This window comes from Franconibacter daqui, from assembly GCF_014644275.1.
Classification (GTDB): domain Bacteria; phylum Pseudomonadota; class Gammaproteobacteria; order Enterobacterales; family Enterobacteriaceae; genus Franconibacter; species Franconibacter pulveris.
The window spans coordinates 1,120,790-1,142,938 of record NZ_BMKJ01000001.1 but is presented as its reverse complement, the minus strand read 5'-3'; the positions used below and the strand labels follow the sequence as shown (position 1 = coordinate 1,142,938).

The 22,149-nt window shown below is 58.5% G+C and carries 17 protein-coding genes and 1 pseudogene; 13 read left to right on the top strand and 5 right to left on the bottom strand.

Translation table 11 applies throughout. From position 1 onward, the window contains the following. The first annotated feature begins 291 nt into the window (after positions 1 to 291). Positions 292 to 1,221, top strand: a complete 930-nt coding sequence (gene tus, locus IEX01_RS05465) for a DNA replication terminus site-binding protein (RefSeq protein ID WP_024561747.1) — start codon at positions 292 to 294, stop codon at positions 1,219 to 1,221. Here tus and fumC read toward each other — a convergent pair whose 3' ends face one another. Further along, positions 1,222 to 2,619, bottom strand: a complete 1,398-nt coding sequence (gene fumC / locus IEX01_RS05460; RefSeq protein ID WP_024557645.1) for a class II fumarate hydratase — start codon at positions 2,617 to 2,619, stop codon at positions 1,222 to 1,224. It lies immediately after the preceding gene. A 178-nt stretch (positions 2,620 to 2,797) separates the two neighbouring features. Beyond that, complete coding sequence (gene fumA / locus IEX01_RS05455; RefSeq protein WP_024557646.1) at positions 2,798 to 4,444, bottom strand: class I fumarate hydratase FumA; 1,647 nt, start codon at positions 4,442 to 4,444, stop codon at positions 2,798 to 2,800. 201 nt (positions 4,445 to 4,645) lie between these two features. Between fumA and manA the strand changes: the two genes are divergently transcribed. Together manA and IEX01_RS05445 are read left to right on the top strand one after the other, a co-directional pair. Further along, on the top strand, positions 4,646 to 5,824 hold the full coding sequence (gene manA / locus IEX01_RS05450; RefSeq protein ID WP_048887378.1) for a mannose-6-phosphate isomerase: 1,179 nt from the start codon (positions 4,646 to 4,648) through the stop codon (positions 5,822 to 5,824). Positions 5,825 to 5,921: 97 nt separating this feature from the next. Continuing rightward, positions 5,922 to 7,490 (top strand): annotated as a pseudogene (locus IEX01_RS05445) (YdgA family protein); the annotation flags it as partial. 158 nt (positions 7,491 to 7,648) lie between these two features. Here the strand turns inward: IEX01_RS05445 and IEX01_RS05440 are convergent. Continuing rightward, complete coding sequence (locus IEX01_RS05440; RefSeq protein WP_188723384.1) at positions 7,649 to 8,677, bottom strand: Mal regulon transcriptional regulator MalI; 1,029 nt, start codon at positions 8,675 to 8,677, stop codon at positions 7,649 to 7,651. A 172-nt stretch (positions 8,678 to 8,849) separates the two neighbouring features. Between IEX01_RS05440 and malX the strand changes: the two genes are divergently transcribed. The 3 genes from malX (at position 8,850) to add (ending at position 12,767) form a co-directional block, all read left to right on the top strand. Then, positions 8,850 to 10,442 (top strand): maltose/glucose-specific PTS transporter subunit IIBC, encoded by a 1,593-nt coding sequence (gene malX / locus IEX01_RS05435; protein WP_188723383.1) that lies wholly within the window; start codon positions 8,850 to 8,852, stop codon positions 10,440 to 10,442. A 46-nt stretch (positions 10,443 to 10,488) separates the two neighbouring features. Continuing rightward, positions 10,489 to 11,661, top strand: a complete 1,173-nt coding sequence (locus tag IEX01_RS05430) for a MalY/PatB family protein (RefSeq protein ID WP_188723382.1) — start codon at positions 10,489 to 10,491, stop codon at positions 11,659 to 11,661. A 104-nt stretch (positions 11,662 to 11,765) separates the two neighbouring features. Continuing rightward, the gene (add, locus tag IEX01_RS05425) at positions 11,766 to 12,767 is read left to right on the top strand and encodes an adenosine deaminase (protein WP_188723381.1); all 1,002 of its coding nucleotides are present in this window, start codon (positions 11,766 to 11,768) and stop codon (positions 12,765 to 12,767) included. A 19-nt stretch (positions 12,768 to 12,786) separates the two neighbouring features. Here add and IEX01_RS05420 read toward each other — a convergent pair whose 3' ends face one another. Both IEX01_RS05420 and IEX01_RS05415 read right to left on the bottom strand, forming a co-directional pair. Beyond that, the gene (locus IEX01_RS05420; protein ID WP_024557653.1) at positions 12,787 to 13,788 is read right to left on the bottom strand and encodes a bile acid:sodium symporter family protein; all 1,002 of its coding nucleotides are present in this window, start codon (positions 13,786 to 13,788) and stop codon (positions 12,787 to 12,789) included. Positions 13,789 to 13,858: 70 nt separating this feature from the next. Then, positions 13,859 to 14,899, bottom strand: coding sequence for an oxidoreductase (locus IEX01_RS05415; RefSeq protein WP_024557654.1), 1,041 nt, complete (start codon positions 14,897 to 14,899; stop codon positions 13,859 to 13,861). 226 nt (positions 14,900 to 15,125) lie between these two features. Between IEX01_RS05415 and IEX01_RS05410 the strand changes: the two genes are divergently transcribed. From IEX01_RS05410 to rsxD, 7 genes are all read left to right on the top strand, one after another. Beyond that, on the top strand, positions 15,126 to 16,526 hold the full coding sequence (locus IEX01_RS05410; protein WP_188723380.1) for a GH1 family beta-glucosidase: 1,401 nt from the start codon (positions 15,126 to 15,128) through the stop codon (positions 16,524 to 16,526). Positions 16,527 to 16,708: 182 nt separating this feature from the next. Then, on the top strand, positions 16,709 to 16,924 hold the full coding sequence (ydgT, locus tag IEX01_RS05405) for a transcription modulator YdgT (RefSeq protein WP_024554387.1): 216 nt from the start codon (positions 16,709 to 16,711) through the stop codon (positions 16,922 to 16,924). Positions 16,925 to 17,022: 98 nt separating this feature from the next. After that, a complete protein-coding gene (locus tag IEX01_RS05400; protein ID WP_024557656.1) occupies positions 17,023 to 17,466 on the top strand; it encodes a DUF2569 domain-containing protein in 444 nt (147 codons plus the stop codon). 74 nt (positions 17,467 to 17,540) lie between these two features. Then, a complete protein-coding gene (rsxA, locus tag IEX01_RS05395) occupies positions 17,541 to 18,122 on the top strand; it encodes an electron transport complex subunit RsxA (RefSeq protein WP_024557657.1) in 582 nt (193 codons plus the stop codon). Further along, complete coding sequence (rsxB, locus tag IEX01_RS05390; protein ID WP_024557658.1) at positions 18,122 to 18,700, top strand: electron transport complex subunit RsxB; 579 nt, start codon at positions 18,122 to 18,124, stop codon at positions 18,698 to 18,700. Before rsxA ends, rsxB begins: the two co-directional genes overlap by 1 nt. After that, complete coding sequence (rsxC, locus tag IEX01_RS05385; protein ID WP_188723379.1) at positions 18,693 to 21,092, top strand: electron transport complex subunit RsxC; 2,400 nt, start codon at positions 18,693 to 18,695, stop codon at positions 21,090 to 21,092. Before rsxB ends, rsxC begins: the two co-directional genes overlap by 8 nt. Continuing rightward, complete coding sequence (gene rsxD, locus IEX01_RS05380; RefSeq protein WP_024557660.1) at positions 21,093 to 22,145, top strand: electron transport complex subunit RsxD; 1,053 nt, start codon at positions 21,093 to 21,095, stop codon at positions 22,143 to 22,145. Positions 22,146 to 22,149: the final 4 nt, after the last annotated feature.

Sequence of the window (22,149 nt, the reverse complement as noted above, 5' to 3'; positions counted from 1 at the left end):
GTAAGCGTCGCCTGTTCCATTCATCCCCCCCTCTCTCCAGGGACGAGGAGAAATCATGGCGGGCGGCGCTGCGCTGACCTGCTGTATATTGCCCGCCAGTTCCCTTTTCCCTGAAGGATGAAGGGAAAAATCCGCCGGGCGACGCTGCGCTGGCCCGCCCTAAAGAGTGTCGGTCTGTTCCTTTCCGCTGCCAGCGCCCGCTGTTCCCTGCCAAACTTTACACTGCGCTGTGGCCTGTTCCGGCGAAACTGTGCTACAAATAAAGTATGTTGTAACTAATGAGGTTTTATTATGGCCCGTTACGATCTGGTTGAGCGCCTCAACACCACCTTTCGCGAACTGGAGCATGCGCTGATACAAATGCGCGAAACATTGAGCGGTTGCCGCCTGCTGGCGGGCCGCGTTTTTGAGCTGCCGGAGATTGAAAAAGGCAAAGAGCACGATCCGCTGCTCACCATCGCCGTCACGCAAAAAGTGGGCAAGGCGGCGCAGGAGGCGGCGCTTCGTCATTTCACACACCTGTTTATTCAGCAGCAGTCGGAAAACCGCAGCAGCAAGGCGGCGGTGCGTCTGCCGGGCGCCGTTTGCTTTAGCGTAAACCACCCGCAGTATGAATCGCTCCACCAGCAGGCGGAACAGATTAATCAGCTCAAAGCGGAATTTGAAAATATCATCACCGTGGAATCGGAACTGCCCTCGGTGCAGCGTTTTGAGTGGGTGCACCGCCATCTGCCGGGGTTGATTACCCTGAATGCCTATCGCCAGCTTACGCTGCTGGATAACCCCGCCACCCTGCGCTTTGGCTGGGCCAACAAGCACATCATCAAAAACCTCACTCGCGATGAAGTGCTCTCAATGCTTGAAAAAAGTCTGAAGTCGCCACGCGCGGTGGCGCCCTGGAGCCGCGAGCAGTGGCATGAAAAAGTGACGCAGGAATATAACAACATCGCCGCCCTGCCGGAAAAGGCGCGCCTCAAGATAAAAAGGCCGGTTAAAGTGCAGCCGGTGGCGCGGGTCTGGTATGCCAATAACCAGCGGCAGGTGCAATACGCCTGCCCTTCGCCGCTGATTGTATTGTGCCACGAAGAGCGCGGCGCAAAGGTGCCCGATATCGGCGAACTGCTCAACTATGACGCGCAGAACGTGCGCCATCGCTTCAAGCCGCAGGCGGAGCCGCTGGAGTTGCTGATCCCCCGCCTGCACCTTTACCGGGCGCGCTGATTAGCGCTTCATGCTGCCGACCATCTCTTCAGGGCGCACCCATTCGTTGAACTCCTCCTCGCTGAGATAACCAAGCTTCAGCGCGGCGGCCTTCAGGGTCAGCCCCTCTTTATGGGCTTTTTTGGCGATTTCCGCCGCCTTGTCGTAACCGATATGGGTGTTGAGCGCCGTCACCAGCATCAGCGACTCGTTCAGCAACTGGCTGATGCGTTCGCGGTTAGGTTCGATGCCGACGGCGCAGTGCTCGTTAAAGCTCTCCATGCCGTCGGCCAGCAGGCGTACCGACTGCAGGAAATTGTGGATAACCATCGGGCGAAAAACGTTGAGTTCGAAGTTGCCGGAGGCGCCGCCCATGTTGACCGCCACATCGTTGCCCATCACCTGACAGCAGAGCATGGTCATCGCTTCGCACTGGGTCGGATTCACCTTGCCGGGCATGATGGAGGAGCCGGGTTCGTTTTCCGGAATGGTGATTTCGCCAATGCCGCAGCGCGGGCCGCTCGCAAGCCAGCGCACGTCGTTGGCAATTTTCATCAGCGAGGCGGCAAGCCCTTTTAGCGCGCCGTGGGCATGCACCAGCGCATCGCAGGTCGCGAGCGCTTCAAATTTGTTCGGTGCGGTGACAAACGGCTGGCTGGTAATTTCCGCCAGCGCTTTTGCTACCCGATCAGCATATTCCGGGTGGGTGTTAAGCCCGGTGCCGACCGCCGTGCCGCCAAGCGCCAGCTCGGCCAGATGCGGCAGGCTGTTGTCGATGTGCTTCAGGTTATGCTCAAGCATCGCCACCCAGCCGGAGATCTCCTGACCGAGCGTCAGCGGCGTGGCGTCCTGCAAATGGGTGCGGCCGATTTTGACGATATCGGCAAAGGCGTTCGCTTTTTCGCTCAGGGTTTTGTGCAGCACTTTAAGCTGCGGTATCAGCTGTTCACGCAGTGCGATCACCGCCGCGACGTGCATCGCCGTCGGGAAAACGTCGTTTGAACTTTGGCTTTTGTTAACATCGTCGTTCGGATGCACTTTACGGCCCATGCCGCGTTCGCCGCCGAGAATTTCGCTTGCCCGGTTCGCCAGCACCTCGTTCATGTTCATGTTGGTCTGGGTGCCGGAGCCGGTCTGCCAGATAGCGAGGGGAAACTCATTGGGGTGCTTGCCCTCCAGCACCTCATCCGCCGCCTGAATAATCGCGTTGCCGCGCTCTGCCGGCAGCAGGCCGAGATCCATATTCACTTTTGCCGCCGCGCGCTTGGTCAGCGCCAGCGCCTGAATCAGCGCCACCGGCATTTTCTCTGTCGAGATGCGAAAGTGCTCCAGCGAGCGCTGCGTCTGCGCGCCCCAGAGTTTGTCCGCCGGTACGTCAATTGCGCCCATGGAATCTTTTTCACTGCGATGCGTTGCCATGACTTTCTCCATTCACATAAAAGGGGCGTCTCTGCATGTCAATGCAGGGACGAAGGTAAAGGGATCAGACGTTGCTCACACGTAAACGGGTGTCGTGATAATGCGTTACAGGGTAGTTCAGCTTTGCGCCCTCAGCGAAACGCGCAAAGAAAAAAGCCGCCCGCAGGCGGCTTCAACATTACTTCAGACAGGCGGAGCACTGTCCGCTCTGGATCTGTTTAAAGAAGTCGTTGCCTTTGTCATCCACCAGGATAAACGCCGGGAAATCTTCCACTTCAATTTTCCAGATAGCTTCCATCCCAAGCTCCGGGTATTCCACACATTCCAGCTTTTTGATGCTGCTTTGCGCCAGCACCGCCGCCGGGCCGCCGATGCTGCCAAGGTAAAAGCCGCCGTGCTTGTGGCAGGCGTCCGTCACCTGCTGGCTGCGGTTGCCTTTAGCGAGCATGACCAGGCTGCCGCCGTGGGATTGCAGCAAATCGACGTAGGAGTCCATACGCCCCGCCGTGGTCGGGCCAAGCGAGCCGGAAGCGTACCCTTCCGGCGTTTTCGCCGGTCCGGCGTAATAGATGGGATGATCTTTGACATACTGCGGCAGCCCTTCGCCGTTATCGATGCGCTCTTTCAGCTTCGCATGGGCGATGTCGCGCGCCACGATAATGGTGCCGGAAAGCGACAGGCGAGTGGAAACGGGGTATTGCGAAAGCTGCTTTACGATCTCGCTCATCGGGCGGTTGAGGTCGACGCGCACCGCTTCGCCCTCGCCTGCGCGGCGCAGTTCTGGTGGGATATATTTGCCAGGGTTATTTTCGAGCTTCTCAATCCAGATGCCGTCGCGGTTGATTTTAGCTTTGATGTTGCGGTCCGCCGAGCAGGAGACGCCCATGCCCACCGGGCAGGAGGCGCCGTGGCGCGGCAGGCGAATAACGCGAACATCATGCGCGAAATACTTGCCGCCGAACTGCGCGCCGAGCCCCAGCTTTTGCGCTTCCTCCAGCAGCTCCTGTTCAAGCTGCACATCGCGAAACGCCTGGCCGTACTCGTTACCTTCCGTCGGCAGGCCGTCATAATATTTCGTCGAGGCGAGCTTCACGGTTTTCAGGGTCGCTTCCGCCGAGGTGCCGCCAATGACAAACGCCACGTGATAAGGCGGGCAGGCCGCCGTGCCGAGGCTGCGCATCTTCTCCACCAGGTAGTTTTTCAACTTGCCAGGGCTTAAGAGCGCTTTGGTTTCCTGATAGAGGTACGTTTTATTGGCTGAACCGCCGCCTTTCGCGATACAGAGGAATTTGTATTCGTCGCCGTCCACGCTGTAGAGGTCAATCTGCGCTGGCAGGTTGGTGCCGGTGTTGACCTCTTTGTACATATCCAGCGCGGCGTTTTGCGAGTAGCGCAGGTTATCTTCGGTGTAGGTGTTGTAAACGCCGCGCGCCAGCGCCGCTTCATCACCGCCGCCGGTCCATACGCGCTGGCCTTTTTTACCCATGATGATGGCAGTGCCGGTATCCTGGCAGGTCGGCAGAATGCCTTTGGCGGCGATTTCCGAGTTGCGCAGGAACTGCAGCGCCACATATTTATCGTTTTCGCTGGCTTGCGGGTCGTGCAGGATATCCGCTACCTGCTGCTGGTGCGCCGGGCGCAACATAAAAGAGGCGTCGTGGAAAGCGTGCTGCGCCAGCAGCGTCAGCGCCTGCGGGTCGACCTTCAGCACTTCCTGGCCTTCGAACTCGGAGACCGAGACATAGTCGCGGGTCAGCAGGTAGTACTCGGTGTCGTCTTTTTTTAGCGGAAAAGGGGGCTGGAACACAAAGGGTTTATTTGACATTGCTCTCTCACTTACAGCTTCAGCTAAGTAATTATTCGTTCAGCACTTCATGTGCGATGACAAAAAAGCGAGTGGCACCATCGTACACAATTTTTTAACAAAAACTGAGACTAATACGACTTTTTCCCGGGCAGGGTTACTTGAATCGCTTTTATTGCTTTAATACCTGAACTTTTTTCTACCTTCTTACAGGGCTTAAGAATGAAAAAACTCATCAACTCAGTGCAGAACTATGCCTGGGGAAGTAAAACGGCGTTGACGGATCTCTATGGTATCGCGAACCCGCAAAACCAGCCGATGGCGGAATTGTGGATGGGCGCGCACCCGAAAAGCAGCTCAAAAATTCAGGACGAAGCGGGCGATACCCGCAGTTTACGTGATGTGATTGAAGCCGATAAACCGGCGCTGCTGGGGCAACACGTCGCAGAGCGCTTCGGCGAGCTGCCGTTTCTCTTTAAGGTGCTCTGCGCCGACCAGCCGCTCTCTATTCAGGTGCACCCAAATAAGCAGGCGTCTGAAGAGGGTTTCGCGCGGGAAAACGCGGCGGGCATTCCGCTGGACGCCGCCGAGCGCAATTATAAAGACCCCAACCACAAGCCGGAGCTGGTTTTCGCCCTCACCCCGTTCCTTGCGATGAACGCGTTTCGCGAGTTTACCGAAATCGTCTCGCTGCTGCAGCCGGTCTCCGGCGCGCATACCGCCATCGCCCATTTCCTGGAAAACCCGAATGCGGAGCGCTTAAGCGAGCTTTTCGCCAGCCTCCTCAACATGCAGGGCGAAGAAAAATCCCGCGCGCTGGCGGTGCTGAAGGCGGCGGTGGCAAGCCAGCAGGGCGAGCCGTGGCAGACCATTACGTTCATCGAACAATTCTACCCCGACGACAGCGGGCTCTTCTCTCCGCTGCTGCTGAACGTGGTCAAGCTCAACCCCGGCGAAGCGATGTTCCTGTTCGCCGAAACGCCGCATGCTTATCTGCAGGGCGTCGCGCTGGAAGTCATGGCGAACTCTGACAACGTGTTGCGCGCCGGGCTGACGCCGAAATACATCGATATCCCTGAACTGGTGGCGAACGTGAAGTTTGTCGGCAAAGCGGCAGGCGAGCTGCTGACCCAGCCCGTGAAGCAGGAGAGCGCACTGGACTTCCCTATTCCGGTGGCCGATTTCGCCTTCTCGCTGCACGACCTCAGCACTCATGAAACGCCCCTTGCCCAGCAAAGCGCCGCTATCCTCTTTTGCGTCGAAGGCGAAGCGGTGCTGCGCCGCGGTGATGAGCGTCTGGTATTGAAGCCGGGCGAATCCGCTTTTGTGGCGGCCAACGAATCGCCCGTTGCGGCAAGCGGCGTGGGCCGTCTGGCGCGGGTTTACAATAAGCTCGACTAAGTTACTGATCTTTTAGACAAGGATTGCTAAGCTTTACCTATTCTTTGCACCGAGCCAGGCGTCCTGCGCCTGGCTTCTCATTTAGGGATAAATTGCTATGAAAAAGTCTCTGGTTGCCGTTGGGGTGATTGTCGCCCTCGGCGTCGTCTGGACCGGCACCGCCTGGTACACCGGCAAACAGCTCGAAAACCGCATCGGCGAAATGGTTAACGAAGCCAATACGCGCCTGCAGCAAACCATGCCGGAAGCCGGGCTGCAGGTGAGCTATCAGCAGTACCAGCGCGGCCTGTTCCGCAGCCACCTGCAACTGGTCGTGAAACCTGTCGCTAACCAGGCGAACACCTGGCTGAAGCCAGAGCAAAATGTGGTGATTGATGAGGTTATCGACCACGGTCCGTTCCCTTTCGCCGAACTGAAAAAATTCAACATCCTGCCTGCGATGGCTTCGGTGATTTCCACCCCGGTCAACAATGCCACCACCAAACCGCTGTTTGATATCGCTAAAGGAGAAGCGTTTGTTCGCGCGCAAACGCGTGTGGGCTACAGCGGCGACACGTCGACCGATTTCAACTTCAGCGCGCTGAACTACGAAAGCCCGACCGAGAAAGTGGCCTTCAGCGGCGGCGATTTCACGCTGGACGTGGATAACGAAGGCAGCCTCTTTACATTGAAAGGCAAGGCGGAAAGCGGCCTGGTTAATGCTGTCAACGAATACAACCAGCGCGTGCAGTTTACCTTTAACGGCCTGAATACCGACGGCTCCAGCAAGCTCACCGCCTTTAACGAGCGCGTGGGCAGCCAGAAGCTTACGCTTGATAAACTCGCTGTCGCTATCGAAGGCAAAGAGCTGGCGGTGGTGGATGGCCTGAGCTTTAACGGTAAATCGGATGTCGCAAAAGATAGCAAAAACATCGACAGCCAGATCGATTACCAGATGGACAGCCTGAAAATTCAGAATCAGGACATGGGCAGCGCGAAACTCACCATGAAGGTGGGGAATATTGACGGCGAGTCCTGGCACCAGTTCAGCCAGCAGTACAACGCACAGAGCCGCGCGCTGCTCGGCCAGCCGGATGTGGTCAATAACCCCGAACTCTATCAGCAAAAAGCAACGCAGATTTTCTTCGCAAACCTGCCTGTGCTGCTTAAAGGCGAGCCGGTTATCACCATCGCGCCGCTGAGCTGGAAAAACGCCAAAGGCGAAAGCACGTTCAACCTGTCGCTGTTCCTGAAAGATCCGGCGAAGGCGCCTGCCGCCGCGGCGCCCGCAACCCCGGCGCAGCAGGTTGATCGCCTGGTGAAATCGATGGAAAGCAAACTGGTTATCCCGACCGACATGGCGACCGAGTTTATGACCCAGGTTGCGAAGCTTGAGGGTTACCAGCAGGACGACGCGGCGAAACTCGCCAGCCAGCAGGTAAAAGGCATGGCGGCGATGGGCCAGATGTTCCGCATCACCTCCATGGAAGATGACAACATCGTGACCAGTCTGCAATACGCTAACGGTCAGGTGACGCTGAACGGCCAGAAAATGCCGCTGGAAGAATTTGTCGGCATGTTTGGCCTGCCGGGCGACGTCGCACCGGGCATTCCGGGTCTCTCTCCAGAGCCGGCGCCGGTTCCGACACCTGCGCCTGAGCAAACCCCGTCGCCTGCCCCTGCTCCCGCGCCAGCCCCGGCCTTAACGCCGGACCAGCAGCCTGCGCAAACGCCTGCGCCGGTTCCGGCTCCTGCGCCGGATGCGGCGCCGACGCCAGCCCCTACCCCTGCGCCGACGCCAACCGTACCGCAGCAGTAAAACAACGGCCTCTGCGGAGGCCGTTTCTATTTACGCGTGACAAGGCGGGGCGCGATAATTTGGCTCTTGATGGGCTCTTCAGCGTACTGAATACGCTGCATGATGCGCTCCGCTACGCTGCGCCCCATTTCGCGGGCGGGCGTGAGAACAAAAGCACCGGGAATATCGTCCAGCCTCTCCTCTTCCACCTCGGCAAAGGCAGCCAGCGCCACGGTGCTGTCGAAATAGCTTTCAAAGCTGTCTTCACCACTCTGCCGCCCGGCCCGCAGCAGGCCGAACCAGGCGCCCATGGCGACGGTGGTGTTATGGCAAAGCACAGCGGAAATGGTCGGGTTGTGACGCAGCAGCACATTTATCGCCTGCGCCGCCTGGTTCTGGCTCGGCTCGCACTCTACGATCCATTCGCTATGAAACGGCAGACCGTACTGCAAAAGCGTGGCGCAGTAGCCGCCCAGACGCTCCGCGCGGGTAAGCGACGAACTGCGGCCGCCAAGCCATGCGATGCGCTGATGACCACGCTTAATAAGATGCTCCGTTAAGCGCTGCGCCGCCTGGTGGTTATCAGGGCGAATGTTATCCGCGTCGTCAAGATAACTGGCGCGGGAAGCGAAGACCAGCGGCACGCCAAGCCGGTTCGCCTCGTCGCGCAGCGCAGCGCCTTCGCTCGCCGCGCCGGCAATGACTATGCCATCCACCCCTTGCTTCATTAACGCTTCAAAGCCCCGGCGCATACGCTCGCCGTCGCGCCCGCCCTGAGTGAGGAAGAGCATACGCCCTTGCGCCTCCAGCGCTTCGGTCAGCCCCGCCGTCAACTCCGCATAAAAAGGTGTGGTTAAATCACGAACGATGAGACCAATCACCCCGCTCTGCCCGCCGCGAAGCGCCGCCGCCTGGCGGTTGCGCACGAAACCGAGTTGCTCAACGGCTTCGTTGACGCGCTGCCCGGTCGCGCTGGAGATACGGCCTTTGCCGCTCAGCACCAGCGAAACCGTGCTGACAGACACCCCCGCCGCCAGCGCTACGTCATTGATGGTGATTTTTTTCATCTGCGTCATTCACGTCATCCCTTTCCTGCTGCATCCGGTAAAACGTTTTATCAAGCTTGTTTTATCATCGCCTAAAGCGCGAAGAAATCTGTGAGGTAAAGCGCATTAAAATTTGATAAAACGATTTACCTTGCTCGGCGTGGTCAAACTTTAACGCTTTCGGACGCACAAGGAGTCGTTTATGGCGGCGAGTACCTCACAACAACGAGTCACATTATGGGAGTTCTTCCAGCAACTGGGCAAAACCTTTATGTTGCCGGTAGCGCTCCTCTCCTTCTGCGGCATTATGCTTGGCATCGGCAGCTCACTGAGCAGTCACGATGTCGTCACGCTAATGCCGTTCCTCGGCCAGCCGGTATTGCAGCTTATTTTTACCTGGATGAGCAAAGTGGGCTCCTTCGCGTTCAGCTTCCTGCCGGTGATGTTCTGTCTCGCCATTCCGCTGGGGCTGGCGCGCGAAAATAAAGGCGTGGCGGCGTTTGCGGGGTTTGTGGGCTACGCGGTGATGAACCTGGCGGTGAACTTCTGGCTGACGGCGAAAGGCATTCTGCCCACCACCGACGCCGCCGTGCTGAAAGCGAACAATATTCAGAACGTGCTGGGCATTCAGTCTATCGATACCGGCATTCTGGGCGCGGTGATCGCGGGTGTAATTATCTGGCAGCTGCATGAACGCTTCCACACGATTCGCCTGCCGGACGCGCTGGCCTTTTTCGGCGGCACCCGCTTTGTGCCGATTATTACCACGCTGGTGATGGGGCTGGTGGGGCTTGTCATCCCGCTTCTCTGGCCGTTCTTCGCCAAAGGCATTAATGGGCTTGGCTATATTATCAACAGCGCGGGCGACTTCGCGCCGATGATTTTCGGCACCGGCGAGCGCCTGCTGCTGCCCTTTGGTCTTCAGCACATTCTGGTGGCGCTTATCCGCTTTACCGAGGCGGGCGGCACGCTGGACGTGTGCGGCCACACCGTAAGCGGCGCGCTGACCATTTTCCAGGCGCAGCTCACCTGTCCGGAAACCCACGGCTTTGCCGAGAGCGCAACACGCTTTTTGTCACAGGGTAAAATGCCCGCTTTCCTGGGCGGCCTGCCGGGGGCAGCGCTGGCGATGTACCACTGCGCGCGGCCAGAGAACCGTCATAAAATCAAGGGGCTGCTTATTTCCGGCGTTATCGCCTGCGTAGTGGGCGGCACCACCGAGCCGCTGGAATTCCTGTTCCTGTTTGTCGCGCCAGCGCTCTATCTTATCCACGCGCTTTTGACCGGGCTTGGCTTCACCATGATGGCTATCCTTGGCGTCACTATCGGCAATACGGACGGCAACATCATCGATTTCGTGGTCTTCGGCATGCTGCACGGCCTCGCCACTAAATGGTATATGGTGCCTGTGGTCGCCGCGGTCTGGTTTGCGGGCTACTACGCCATTTTCCGTTTCGCCATTACCCGCTGGAATATCAAAACGCCGGGGCGCGATGTGGATACTGCGCCAGCGGCGGAAAAAGTGGCGGGCGCGGTGGGTAAATCGGGCTATAACGTCCCGGCTATCCTTGCCGCGCTCGGCGGCGCGGACAATATCGTGACGCTTGATAACTGCATCACCCGCCTGCGCCTGTCCGTAAAGGATATGTCGCTTGTGGATAGCGCCGCGCTGAAAGCGAACCGCGCCATCGGCGTGGTGCAACTTAACCAGCATAACCTGCAGGTGGTGATTGGCCCGCAGGTGCAGTCGGTTAAGGATGAGATGGCGAGCCTGATGAACACGGTTCAGGCCTGAGCAACAGCGGCGCAGCAGTAAAGTTGCGCCGCGAATAAGAGGTGTTATGTTCGATTTCTCGCAAACCGTGGACAGGCACGGCACCTGGTGTACCCAGTGGGATTACGTTGAAGACCGCTTCGGCGCGCCCGACTTGCTCCCCTTCACCATCTCCGACATGGATTTTGCTACCGCCCCCTGCGTGCTGGAAGCTGTGGCGAAGCGCCTTGACCACGGCGTGCTGGGGTACAGCCGCTGGAAAAACGACGATTTTTTGAGTGCCGTTACGCACTGGTACCAGCGTCGCTTTGCCTGCCGGATGGACGCCCAAACGCTGGTTTACGGTCCGTCGGTCATTTATATGGTTTCGCAGCTTATTCGCCAGTGGTCCGCACCAGGCGAAGGCGTGCTTATCCACACGCCTGCTTATGATGCTTTCTTCAAGGCGATAAGCGGCAACGACAGGCAGGTATTAACCGCCCCGCTGCGCTCAGTTGAAGGCGGCTGGGAGTACGACGAGCAGGCGTTTGAAGCGCAGCTCGCCCGGCCAGACTGCAAAATTTTGCTGCTGTGCAGCCCGCATAACCCCACGGGGAAAGTCTGGAGCCGGGCGGAGCTTGCTGCCATGGCGGCCCTTTGCGAAAAGCACGGAGTGCGCGTGATAAGCGATGAAATCCATATGGATATGGTATGGGGAAACACGGTTCACACCCCCTGGAGCGAGGTGGGCGGCGAACGCTGGGCGCTTTTAACCTCTGCTTCCAAGAGTTTTAATATTCCGGCGCTTACCGGCGCCTATGGTTTTATCCCGGATGCGCAGGAGCGTGAAACTTACCTGAACGCGCTCAAGGGCCGCGACGGACTCTCCTCGCCCGCCGTGCTTTCGCTGGTCGCGCACATTGCGGCTTATCGTCACGGCGAGCCCTGGCTCGACGCGCTGCGCCACTATCTGGAAGGCAACCTGCGCTTTGTTGCAGAGCAGCTTAACGGCGCGTTTGCGCAACTCAACTGGCAACCGCCGGAAGCGACTTATCTCGCCTGGCTTGATTTGCGCCCGCTGGCGCTTGACGATCGCCAGTTACAAAAGGCGCTGATTGAGCAAGAAAAAGTCGCCATCATGCCCGGTTATACCTACGGCGACGAAGGTCTGGGCTATTTGCGCCTGAACGTCGGTTGTCCACGCGCGAAAGTTGAAGATGGCGTGGCGCGCCTGATTCGCGCAATAAGTCGCCAGTTATAGACAGTAAAAGCCCTTTCTCGCCCTGATTTGTTGCGCAACGTAGCTTTCGGGGCGGAATTATTTTTATAATGGTATGCACTTTATTCTAAAAAAAGAGTGCCATCATGATTGATACCCGCCTTCCGCTAACCGATCTTCATCGTCACCTTGACGGTAACATTCGCGCACAGACTATCCTTGAGCTGGGCCGCCAGTTTAACCTCGAGCTGCCCGGCGCTACCCTTGAAACGCTGCGCCCGCACGTGCAAATCACCAAAAACGAACCGGACCTCGTAAGCTTCCTGGCAAAACTCGACTGGGGCGTGAAGGTGCTGGGCTCGCTGGAAGCATGCCGCCGCGTGGCCTATGAAAACGTGGAAGATGCCGCGCGCAACGGTCTGCACTATGTTGAGCTTCGTTTCTCGCCCGGTTATATGGCGATGACGCACCAGTTGCCTGTTGCAGGCGTAGTGGAAGCGGTGATTGACGGCGTGCGCCAGGGCTGCCGCGATTTCGGCGTTGAGGCGCGGCTGATTGGCATTCTGAGCCGTACTTTCGGCGAAGAGGCGTGCGTGGCCGAGCTTGAAGGGCTTCTTACCCACCGCGATCATATTACCGCGCTCGATCTGGCGGGTGATGAACTCGGCTTCCCGGGCAGCCTTTTCTTAAGCCACTTTAACCGTGGCCGCGATGCGGGCTGGCGCATCACCGTGCATGCCGGCGAAGCGGCAGGACCAGAGAGCATCTGGCAGGCTATCCGCGAGCTGGGCGCCGAGCGTATCGGCCACGGCGTAAAAGCGGTGGAAGATCCGGCACTGATGGATTTTCTGGCGGAGCAAGGCATTGGCATTGAATCCTGCCTCACCTCTAATATTCAGACCAGCACCGTCGCTTCGCTGGAAAAGCACCCGCTTAAGCGTTTCCTGGAGCACGGCATTCTCGCCACCATTAATACTGACGATCCGGGCGTTCAGGGCGTGGATATCGGCCACGAATATACCGTTGCGGCGCCTGCCGCCGGGCTGAGCGCGGCGCAGATCCGCACCGCGCAGGAAAACGGCCTGAAAATCGCGTTCCTTAGCGCTCAGGAAAAACAGGCGCTGCTGGATAAAGTGCGCGCCGCCTGACGCGCACCGCCAGGCGCTATCAGGACGCCGCCGTCTGCGCCTGGCGCTTCTCTTTCGCGGTGCGTCTGGCGTAACGCTGCGCCAGCACCGCGCACACCATCAGCTGGATTTGATGGAAAATCATCAACGGCAGCACCATCATCCCAACCTGGCTTGCCGGAAACAGCACGTTCGCCATCGGCACGCCGTTAGCGAGGCTTTTCTTCGAACCGCAAAACACGATGGTGATTTCATCGGCGGTGTTAAAGCCCATCAGCCGTGCCGACCAGGTGTTAATCACCAGCACAATGGCGAGCAGAACCAGCGAGCAGACCAGCACGCTCAGCAGCGCCAGCCCGTCCACCTGATGCCAGATCCCCTGCACTACCGCCTCACTGAAGGCCACGTACACCACCAGCAAAATGGAAGAGCGGTCGGTGTAGCTAATGAGTTTTTTATGTCTGTCGACCCAACGGCCGATCAACGGGCGAGAAAGGTGCCCCACCACGAACGGCAACATCAGTTGCAGAACGATTTTGCCGATAGCGTGCAGCGTATCCGTTTCTCCCTGATGCGCCTGCATCAGCGCGCCTACCAGCACCGGCGAGAGAAAAATACCCAGAATGCTGGAGGCTGAAGCGCTGCACACCGCCGCGGCGACGTTGCCGCCGGCAACCGAAGTAAAAGCGATCGCGGACTGTACGGTAGCAGGCAGAGCGCAGAGATAAAGAAAGCCCATATAGAGCGACGAAGGCAGTAGCGTGGGCGTAAGAAACTGCATCGCCAGGCCCAACAGCGGAAAGAGCGCGAAAGTGCTCAGAAAGACCACCAGATGCAGCCGCCAGTGGCCCATCCCCGCAACGATAGCCTCGCGGGAGAGCTTCGCGCCATGCATAAAAAAGAGCAACGCGATAGCGGCAGTGGTGAGATATTCGAACCCGGTTTTTACCTTTCCTTCACAGGGGAACAGCGAAGCGATAACCACCACCACAATCATTACCAGTAAGAACTTGTCTATTTTCAGTCGCTGTAACCAGCTCATGCACGCCTCCCGGTTCGTAAAGCGCAAAAACGCGCCGCTGAGGGCGCGTTATAAAAGTTAAAACGACAAATCAGGCAAGCGATAGCGTGGAGCGGTGTTTCGCCGACTCAATGCCCAGCTCCAGCAGCTCCATGATCTGGATAGCCTGACGGGCGGGCACCGGGTTCTCGCCCTGTCCGTTCAGCGCGTCGCGCACGCCCGCGTAGTACGCCGGGTAGTTCCCCGGCACCGTCAGCAGCGTTTGCTCGTCCAGCTCCTCGCCGTGCGCCACCGTTAACACGCCGTCGCGCATATCGTAGCCCCAGTCCTCCTGCGGTGGTCGTTCCCCCGCTTTGAGCCTGTCCTCCTGTGGGTCGAGGCCAAATTTCACATAGCTTCCCCGCGCGCCGTGCACGATATAACGCGCCGATTCCGCCGCCGCCAGCATGGTGCCGTGCAATACCACGCGACGCTGCGGATACGAAAGAATGGCGTGGAAATAGTCGGTGGTCTGCGCCCCAGGACGCAGCTGCGCCAAATCGACCGTCATCGTCACCGGCAGACCAAAGAGGTTCACCGCCTGGTCCAGCAAATGCGGCCCTAAGTCATACCAGATGCCGCTGCCCGGCCCCGCCTGCTCGCGCCAGCGGTCACGAACCTGAGGGCGATAGCGGTCGAAGTGCGATTCAAAATAGGCGACTTCGCCCAGCGTACCGTCTGCAATTAGCTGTTTAAGTGTAAGGAAATCGCTGTCCCAGCGGCGGTTATGGAACACAGAAAGCAGCAGGCCGCGGCTTTTCGCCAGCGCATCCAGTTCGCGCGCCTGTGACAACGTCACGGTGAAGGGTTTATCTACCACCACATGCTTGCCCGCTTCCAGCGCGGCTTTCGCCAGCGGAAAGTGGGTATCATTAGGGGTAGGAATGACGATCAGATCGATATGAGGATCGTTAAACAGTTGCTTAGGTTCGGCAACCACCGGCACCGATGGCCAGTCGGCATTGACTTTCGCGGCATCGCTGCTGGAGATGCCCGCAAGCGTCATGCCCGGCGTGCCGGCAATCAGCGGCGCGTGAAACGTTTTACTGGCGTAGCCATACCCCAGCAATCCGACCCGAATAGTGTCACTCATCTCTTTTCCTCTGCTTAGTGGACAGGGCTATTTCACACCAAACCCCTGCGCGCGACAACACGTTAATAAAGTGTTGACCCGGCCGCTTTTTTTCGCCAGCTGACGTACGGTCAGTTGGAAAAGTGATTCTGCTCGCATTTCTGAAACCGGTTTCGGAAACCGGTTGCAGCGTAAAACGCCCGCTGTCTACACTGCCTGTAAACTAACCCCCTCAAGGAGTGAATCAATGTCTCAATTTCCTGAACATTTTCTCTGGGGCGCCGCCACGGCAGCGTATCAGGTTGAAGGCGGTTTCGACGCCGACGGCAAGGGCCCTTCCATTTGGGATATTTTTGCCCATCAACCCGGCGCCACTTACCAGGGCACCAATGGCGACGTCGCGGTCGATCATTACCACCGTTTTCGCGAAGATGTCGCGCTGATGGCGGAAATGGGAATGCAAAGCTACCGCTTTTCCATCTCCTGGCCTCGTCTGCTGCCGAAAGGTCGCGGCGAGGTGAACGAAGCGGGTGTTGCTTTTTACAGCGAGCTTATCGACGCCCTGCTTGAGCACAACATTGAGCCGATGATCACCCTTTATCACTGGGACCTGCCGCAGGCGTTGCAGGATGAAGGCGGCTGGGAGATGCGCTCGACCGCAGAGGCGTTTGTCGAGTACGCGCGTCTCTGTTACGAGCGCTACGGCTCACGCGTTAAGCTCTGGGCGACCTTCAACGAAACTATCGTCTTCATCGGCCATGGCTATGTCACTGGCAGCCATCCGCCAGCGGTAAAAGATCCGGCGCGCGCCATTCAGGCCTGCCATCACGTCTTCATCGCGCATGCGCTGGCCGTCAAAGCGTTTCGCGAAAGCGGCATCAAGGGGCAAATTGGCTTCGTCAATGTTCTGCAACCGCACACGCCGTTAACCGATTCGCCAGAAGATAAAGCGGCCGCCGCTCTTGCTGACGGTATTTATACCCACTGGCTTTACGATCCGGTATTGAAAGGCGAGTACCCGGCGGAGCTGATTAGCCAGACTCAGGCGCTGTGGGGCGTGCCCCGCTTCGCGCCGGGCGATGACAGCCTGCTGAAAGAGAACATCGGCGATTTTATCGGCCTTAATTATTACCGTCGCGAAACCGTAGTGGCGAATAATGAAGAGACGCAACTGAAGGCCAACCACAGCGGCGAGCGCAACAGCGGCCACGAATTTGGCTTTAAAGGCTTATTTAAGTTTGTCCGTAACCCGAACGGCGTCTACACCGACTGGGACTGGGAGATTTGGCCGCAAGGCTTAACCGACGGCATTATGCAAATTAAAGCCCGCTACGGCGACGTGCCGATTTACATCACGGAAAACGGTCTCGGCGCGAAAGACCCTATTATTGATGGCGAAATCGTTGATGATGCACGAATTGATTATTTGCGCATGCATGTCGACGCTATGGAAGAGGCGATGCGCCAGGGCGCCGATGTGCGCGGTTACTACCCCTGGTCATTTATTGATTTATTAAGCTGGCTTAATGGTTATCAGAAACAATATGGTTTCGTCTATGTCGATCACCATGCCGGCCTCGCCCGTAAACGTAAAAAGAGTTTCTTCTGGTATCAGAAGCTTATTGCCAGCCGCGGCGAACAGCGTTAATCTTGCACTCCGTCAGGCGCCATCCGGCGCCTGCACTCTTTAAATGAAAGAAAAGTCTTAAATGTCCCCTGCGGCGTTTAAGAATTCTGCGCCCCTGCTTGTTTCCATTTATTATTTATCCGGCCCCAGCGGTCCGGTTTACTACGCTCTTTTTTATTTCTGTTACGCGGATACTTTTAAACATGACAGTTCAGGACTACTTATTAAAATTTCGTAAGATCAGCTCGCTCGAAAGTCTGGAAAAACTGTTCGACCACCTCAATTACACCCTTACCGATAATCAGGAGATGATTAATATGTACCGTGCCGCGGATCACCGGCGCGCCGAGCTGGTGTCGGGCGGACGGCTGTTTGACCTGGGACAGGTGCCAAAATCGGTCTGGCGTTACGTGCAATAATCACGACAGGTAGCATTCAGGACGAAAATCCTTATAATTCTGGCACTGTATTTTGTTCGTTGTCATTCATTGGCTCAATGCCTAACCCGGGAGGTAACATGACCGCCACGCCTGCAATGCGCATCGGAGGCTGGTTACTGGCGCCTCTCGCCTGGCTGCTGATGACGCTGCTTAGCACCACTATCGCCGTGGCCTTTTACCTGTTGGCGATCGCCTCGCCGCAAACGCATCAGGCTTTAGCGGCGCAAAGTGCGTCGACAGTGGCGCTGTGGTATTTCTCGTTCGTTTTCGCGCTGGCCATCTGGGGCTACACCCTGTGGCTGGCGGTGATGTTTTTTAAACGCCGCGCAGGCGTGCCAAGGCATTACATTATCTGGCTGCTGCTCACCGTTCTGCTGGCCATTAAATCTTTTGCCTTCGCGCCAGTGAGCGACGAGCTGGCGTTGCGTCAGCTGCTGTTTCCGCTGTTGGCGGCAGCGCTGCTGGTGCCTTATTTCAAACGTTCGAAGCGCGTGAAGCAGACGTTTGTCAACGCTAAATAACCTTACACATTCTCTGTTGTCGCTCCCGGCGCATTGCCTGATAATGAGCGGCTTTTTTCGTTTCAGGTCGAATAATGTCTGACTACTTACTCTTATTTGTCGGAACGGTACTGGTAAATAACTTCGTACTGGTGAAGTTTCTCGGCTTATGTCCGTTTATGGGCGTCTCTAAAAAGCTGGAATCGGCTATCGGCATGGGGATGGCGACGACCTTCGTGATGACGCTCGCCACGATTTTCTCCTGGATTATTGACCACCTGATTCTGGTGCCGCTCGGTCTGGTCTACCTGCGTACGATGGCCTTTATCCTGGTTATCGCGGTGGTGGTGCAGTTCACCGAAATGGTGGTGCGCAAAACCAGCCCGGCGCTCTATCGTCTGCTCGGTATCTATCTGCCGCTTATCACCACTAACTGCGCGGTGCTGGGCGTGGCGCTGCTGAGCATTAATCTGGGGCATAACTTTCTGCAATCGGCGCTGTATGGCTTTTCCGCCGCCGTGGGCTTCTCGCTGGTGATGGTGCTGTTCGCCGCCATTCGCGAGCGTCTGGTGGTTGCCGATGTGCCGCTGCCGTTTCGCGGCAACGCCATCGCGCTGGTCACGGCCGGGCTGATGTCTCTGGCCTTTATGGGCTTTAGCGGGCTGGTGAAGTTCTGATGAATATGATTGTCATTGCCGTCGTCGCTCTCACGCTACTGGCGCTGGTGTTCGGCATGCTGCTGGGCTACGCCTCGCGTCGCTTCGCCGCCGAAGAGGACCCGGTGGTGGACCAGGTCGATGATCTGTTGCCGCAGAGCCAGTGCGGACAGTGCGGCTATCCAGGCTGTCGCCCCTACGCGGAAGCGGTGGCCAATAATGGCGAAAACATTAACCGCTGCGCCCCTGGCGGCGAGGCGGTAATGCTGAAGATAGCCACGCTGCTGAACGTTGAACCGCAACCGATTGACGGCGACGCCGCCGCGCCGGAGCCGGCGCGCATGCTGGCGGTTATCGATGAACCTAACTGCATCGGTTGCACCAAATGTATTCAGGCCTGCCCGGTAGACGCCATCGTCGGCGCCACGCGCGCCATGCACACCGTTATGAGCGATCTCTGCACCGGCTGCAACCTGTGCGTAGACCCCTGCCCGACTCAATGTATTGAAATGCGCCCGGTCTCACCGACCCCGGACAGCTGGAAATGGACTTTAGAGACGATCCCGGTGCGCATGATCCCAGTGGAAAACCATGCTTAAGTTATTTTCTGTTTTCAGAAAAGAGAAAATCTGGGACTTCGACGGCGGCATTCATCCGCCGGAGATGAAAACCCAGTCCAACGGCACGCCGCTGCGCCATGTGCCGCTGCCAGGCCGTTTTATTATCCCGCTGAAGCAGCATATCGGCGCGGAAGGCGAACTGTGCGTTAAGCCCGGTGATACAGTGCTTCGCGGTCAGCCGCTGACGCGCGGCCGCGGACGAATGCTGCCGGTTCACGCGCCGACTTCCGGCACCGTCATCGCCATTGCCCCCCACTCCACCGCGCATCCTTCCGCGCTGGCGGAGCTGAGCGTGATTATCGAGCCCGATGGCAAAGATGAGTGGATAGCTCGCGAAGGCTGGGCCGACTACCAGAGCCGCAGCCGCGAAGCGCTTATAGAGCGGATTCATCAGTTTGGCGTGGCCGGGCTTGGCGGCGCGGGTTTCCCTACCGGCGCCAAACTGCACGGCGGCGGCGATAAGATCGAAACGCTGATTATCAACGCGGCGGAGTGCGAACCTTACATAACCGCAGACGATCGGCTGATGCAGGAGTGCGCCGCGCAGATTATCGACGGCGTGCGCATTTTGATGCATATCCTGCAACCGCGCGAAGTGCTGATTGGTATTGAAGATAACAAGCCGCAGGCTATCTCGATGATGCGGGCCGTGCTTTCGGGCGAGCATGATATTCGCCTGCGCGTGATCCCCACCAAATACCCTTCCGGCGGCGCGAAGCAGCTTACGCAGATCCTGACCGGCAAACAGGTGCCGCACGGCGGGCGCTCGTCCGATATCGGCGTGTTAATGCAAAACGTTGGCACCGCTTACGCTATCAAGCGCGCCATTATCGATGGCGAGCCGCTGACGGAGCGCGTCGTCACGTTGACCGGCGAAGCGGTTTCCCGCCCCGGCAACGTCTGGGCGCGCCTTGGCACCCCGGTGCGCCATCTGCTGGAGTTCAGCGGGTTTATTCCCACCTCCGGGCAACTGGTTATCATGGGCGGCCCGCTGATGGGCTTCACGCTGCCGTTCCTGGACGTGCCGGTGGTGAAAATCACCAACTGCCTGTTGGCCCCCTCTGCAACCGAAATGGGCGAGCAGCAGGAAGAGCAACACTGCATTCGTTGCAGCGCCTGCGCGGACTCCTGCCCGGCCGACCTGCTGCCGCAACAGCTTTACTGGTTCAGCAAAGGGCAGCAGCACGATAAAGCGACGGCGCACAACCTTGCCGACTGCATAGAGTGCGGCGCCTGTGCGTATGTCTGCCCGAGCAACATTCCGCTGGTGCAGTATTTCCGCCAGGAAAAGGCAGAGATCCGCGCCATCGCAGAAGAAGAGCGCCGCGCCGCTGAGGCGAAAGCACGTTTTGAAGCGCGCCAGGCGCGTCTGGAGCGTGAAAAAGCGGCGCGCCTTGAGCGTCACAAGCAGTCTGCGGTACAGCCTTCCGGCGAGAATAAAGATGCCGTCGCCGCCGCCCTTGCCCGCGTTCGCGCCCGTAAAACCGATGCTGCCGAACCTGTGGTGGTGCAGGCGGGCGCGAAACCGGATAACAGCGCGGTGATCGCCGCTCGTGAGGCGCGCAAAGCCGAAGCGCGCGCCCGTCAGGCTGAAAAAGCGCAAGCCGAAATGGCGGCGAACAGCTCCGTTCCTGCCGTCGAGGCGACCGAACCGCAAAGTATCGCCGACCCGCGCAAAACCGCCGTTGAGGCCGCCATCGCCCGCGCTAAAGCGCGTAAAGCCGCGCAGCAGGCGGATGCGCAACCGGTGCAAACAGAGGCGGCGGCAACCGAAGACGCCGCCCCGGTCGACCCGCGCAAAGCCGCCGTTGAGGCCGCCATCGCCCGCGCCAAAGCGCGTAAAGCGGCGCAGCAGGCGGATGCGCAACCGGTGCAAACAGAGGCGGCGACAACCGAAGACGCCGCCCCGGTCGACCCGCGCAAAGCCGCCGTTGAGGCTGCCATCGCCCGCGCCAAGGCGCGTAAAGCGGCGCAGCAGGCGGATGCGCAACCGGTGCAAACAGAGGCGGCGACAACCGAAGACGCCGCCCCGGTCGACCCACGCAAAGCCGCCGTTGAGGCCGCCATCGCCCGCGCTAAAGCGCGTAAAGCGGCGCAGCAGGCGGAAATGAATACAGCAGAAACGGAAATTGCAGCGGCAGTGAAAGAGGCGGCGACACCGGCGCCCGTTGACCCGCGCAAAGCCGCCGTTGAAGCCGCCATCGCCCGCGCTAAAGCGCGTAAAGCGGCGCAGCAGGCAGACGCTGAAAACGCGGCATCCGATGCCGCTAACGAAGAAGAAGCGGAAGATCCCCGTAAAGCTGCAGTTGCCGCCGCGATTGCCAGGGTACAGGCTCGCAAAGCCGCTCAGCAGGTTGTTAACGAGGAATAAATGGTTTTCAGAATCGCAAGTTCGCCCTACACGCACAATCAGCGCCAGACATCGCGCATTATGATGCTGGTGACGCTCGCCGCCGTGCCGGGCATCGCCGTCCAGACCTTTTTCTTTGGCTATGGCACGCTTATTCAGGTGCTGCTGGCGATAGCCAGCGCCCTGCTCGCCGAAGCGCTGGTGCTGCGCTTACGGAAAATATCGGTGAAAGCCATTATTCGCGATAATTCCGCGCTGCTGACCGGGCTGCTGCTTGGCATCAGCATTCCGCCGTTAGCGCCATGGTGGCTGGTTGTGCTTGGTACTGTTTTCGCTATTATCATCGCGAAGCAGCTCTATGGCGGCCTGGGGCATAACCCTTTTAACCCCGCGATGATAGGCTACGTAGTGCTGCTTATCTCTTTCCCGGTGCAGATGACCAACTGGCTGCCGCCGCAGCAGATCGCCGCCACCGTTCCGGGTCTGGTTGATGCGCTGCAGGTGATTTTCCACGGCGTGACAGTTAACGGCGATACCATGACGCAGCTGCGCATCGGCATTGATGGCGTAAGCCAGGCCACGCCGCTGGATACCTTTAAAACCGGCCTTCATGCCGGCCATCCGGCGGCGGAACTGCTGCAGCAGCCGATTTACGGCGGCACATTAGCCGGGCTTGGCTGGCAGTGGGTGAACCTGGCTTATCTGGCGGGCGGCCTGTTCCTGCTCTGGCGCGGTACAATTCGCTGGCATATCCCGGTGAGTTTTATCGCCACGCTCACGATCTGCGCCACGCTCGGCTGGTGGCTGGCGCCGGAGAAATTTCTCTCGCCATTGCTGCACCTGTTGTCGGGCGCGACCATGCTCGGGGCGTTTTTCATTCTTACCGATCCGGTGACGGCATCAACGACCAACAAAGGCCGCCTGGTTTTTGGCGCGCTGGCGGGTCTGCTGGTATGGCTTATTCGCAGCTTTGGCGGCTACCCGGACGGCGTGGCTTTCGCCGTGCTGCTGGCGAACATCACCGTGCCGCTTATCGATTATTACACCCGTCCGCGGGTTTACGGTCATCGCTAAGGAG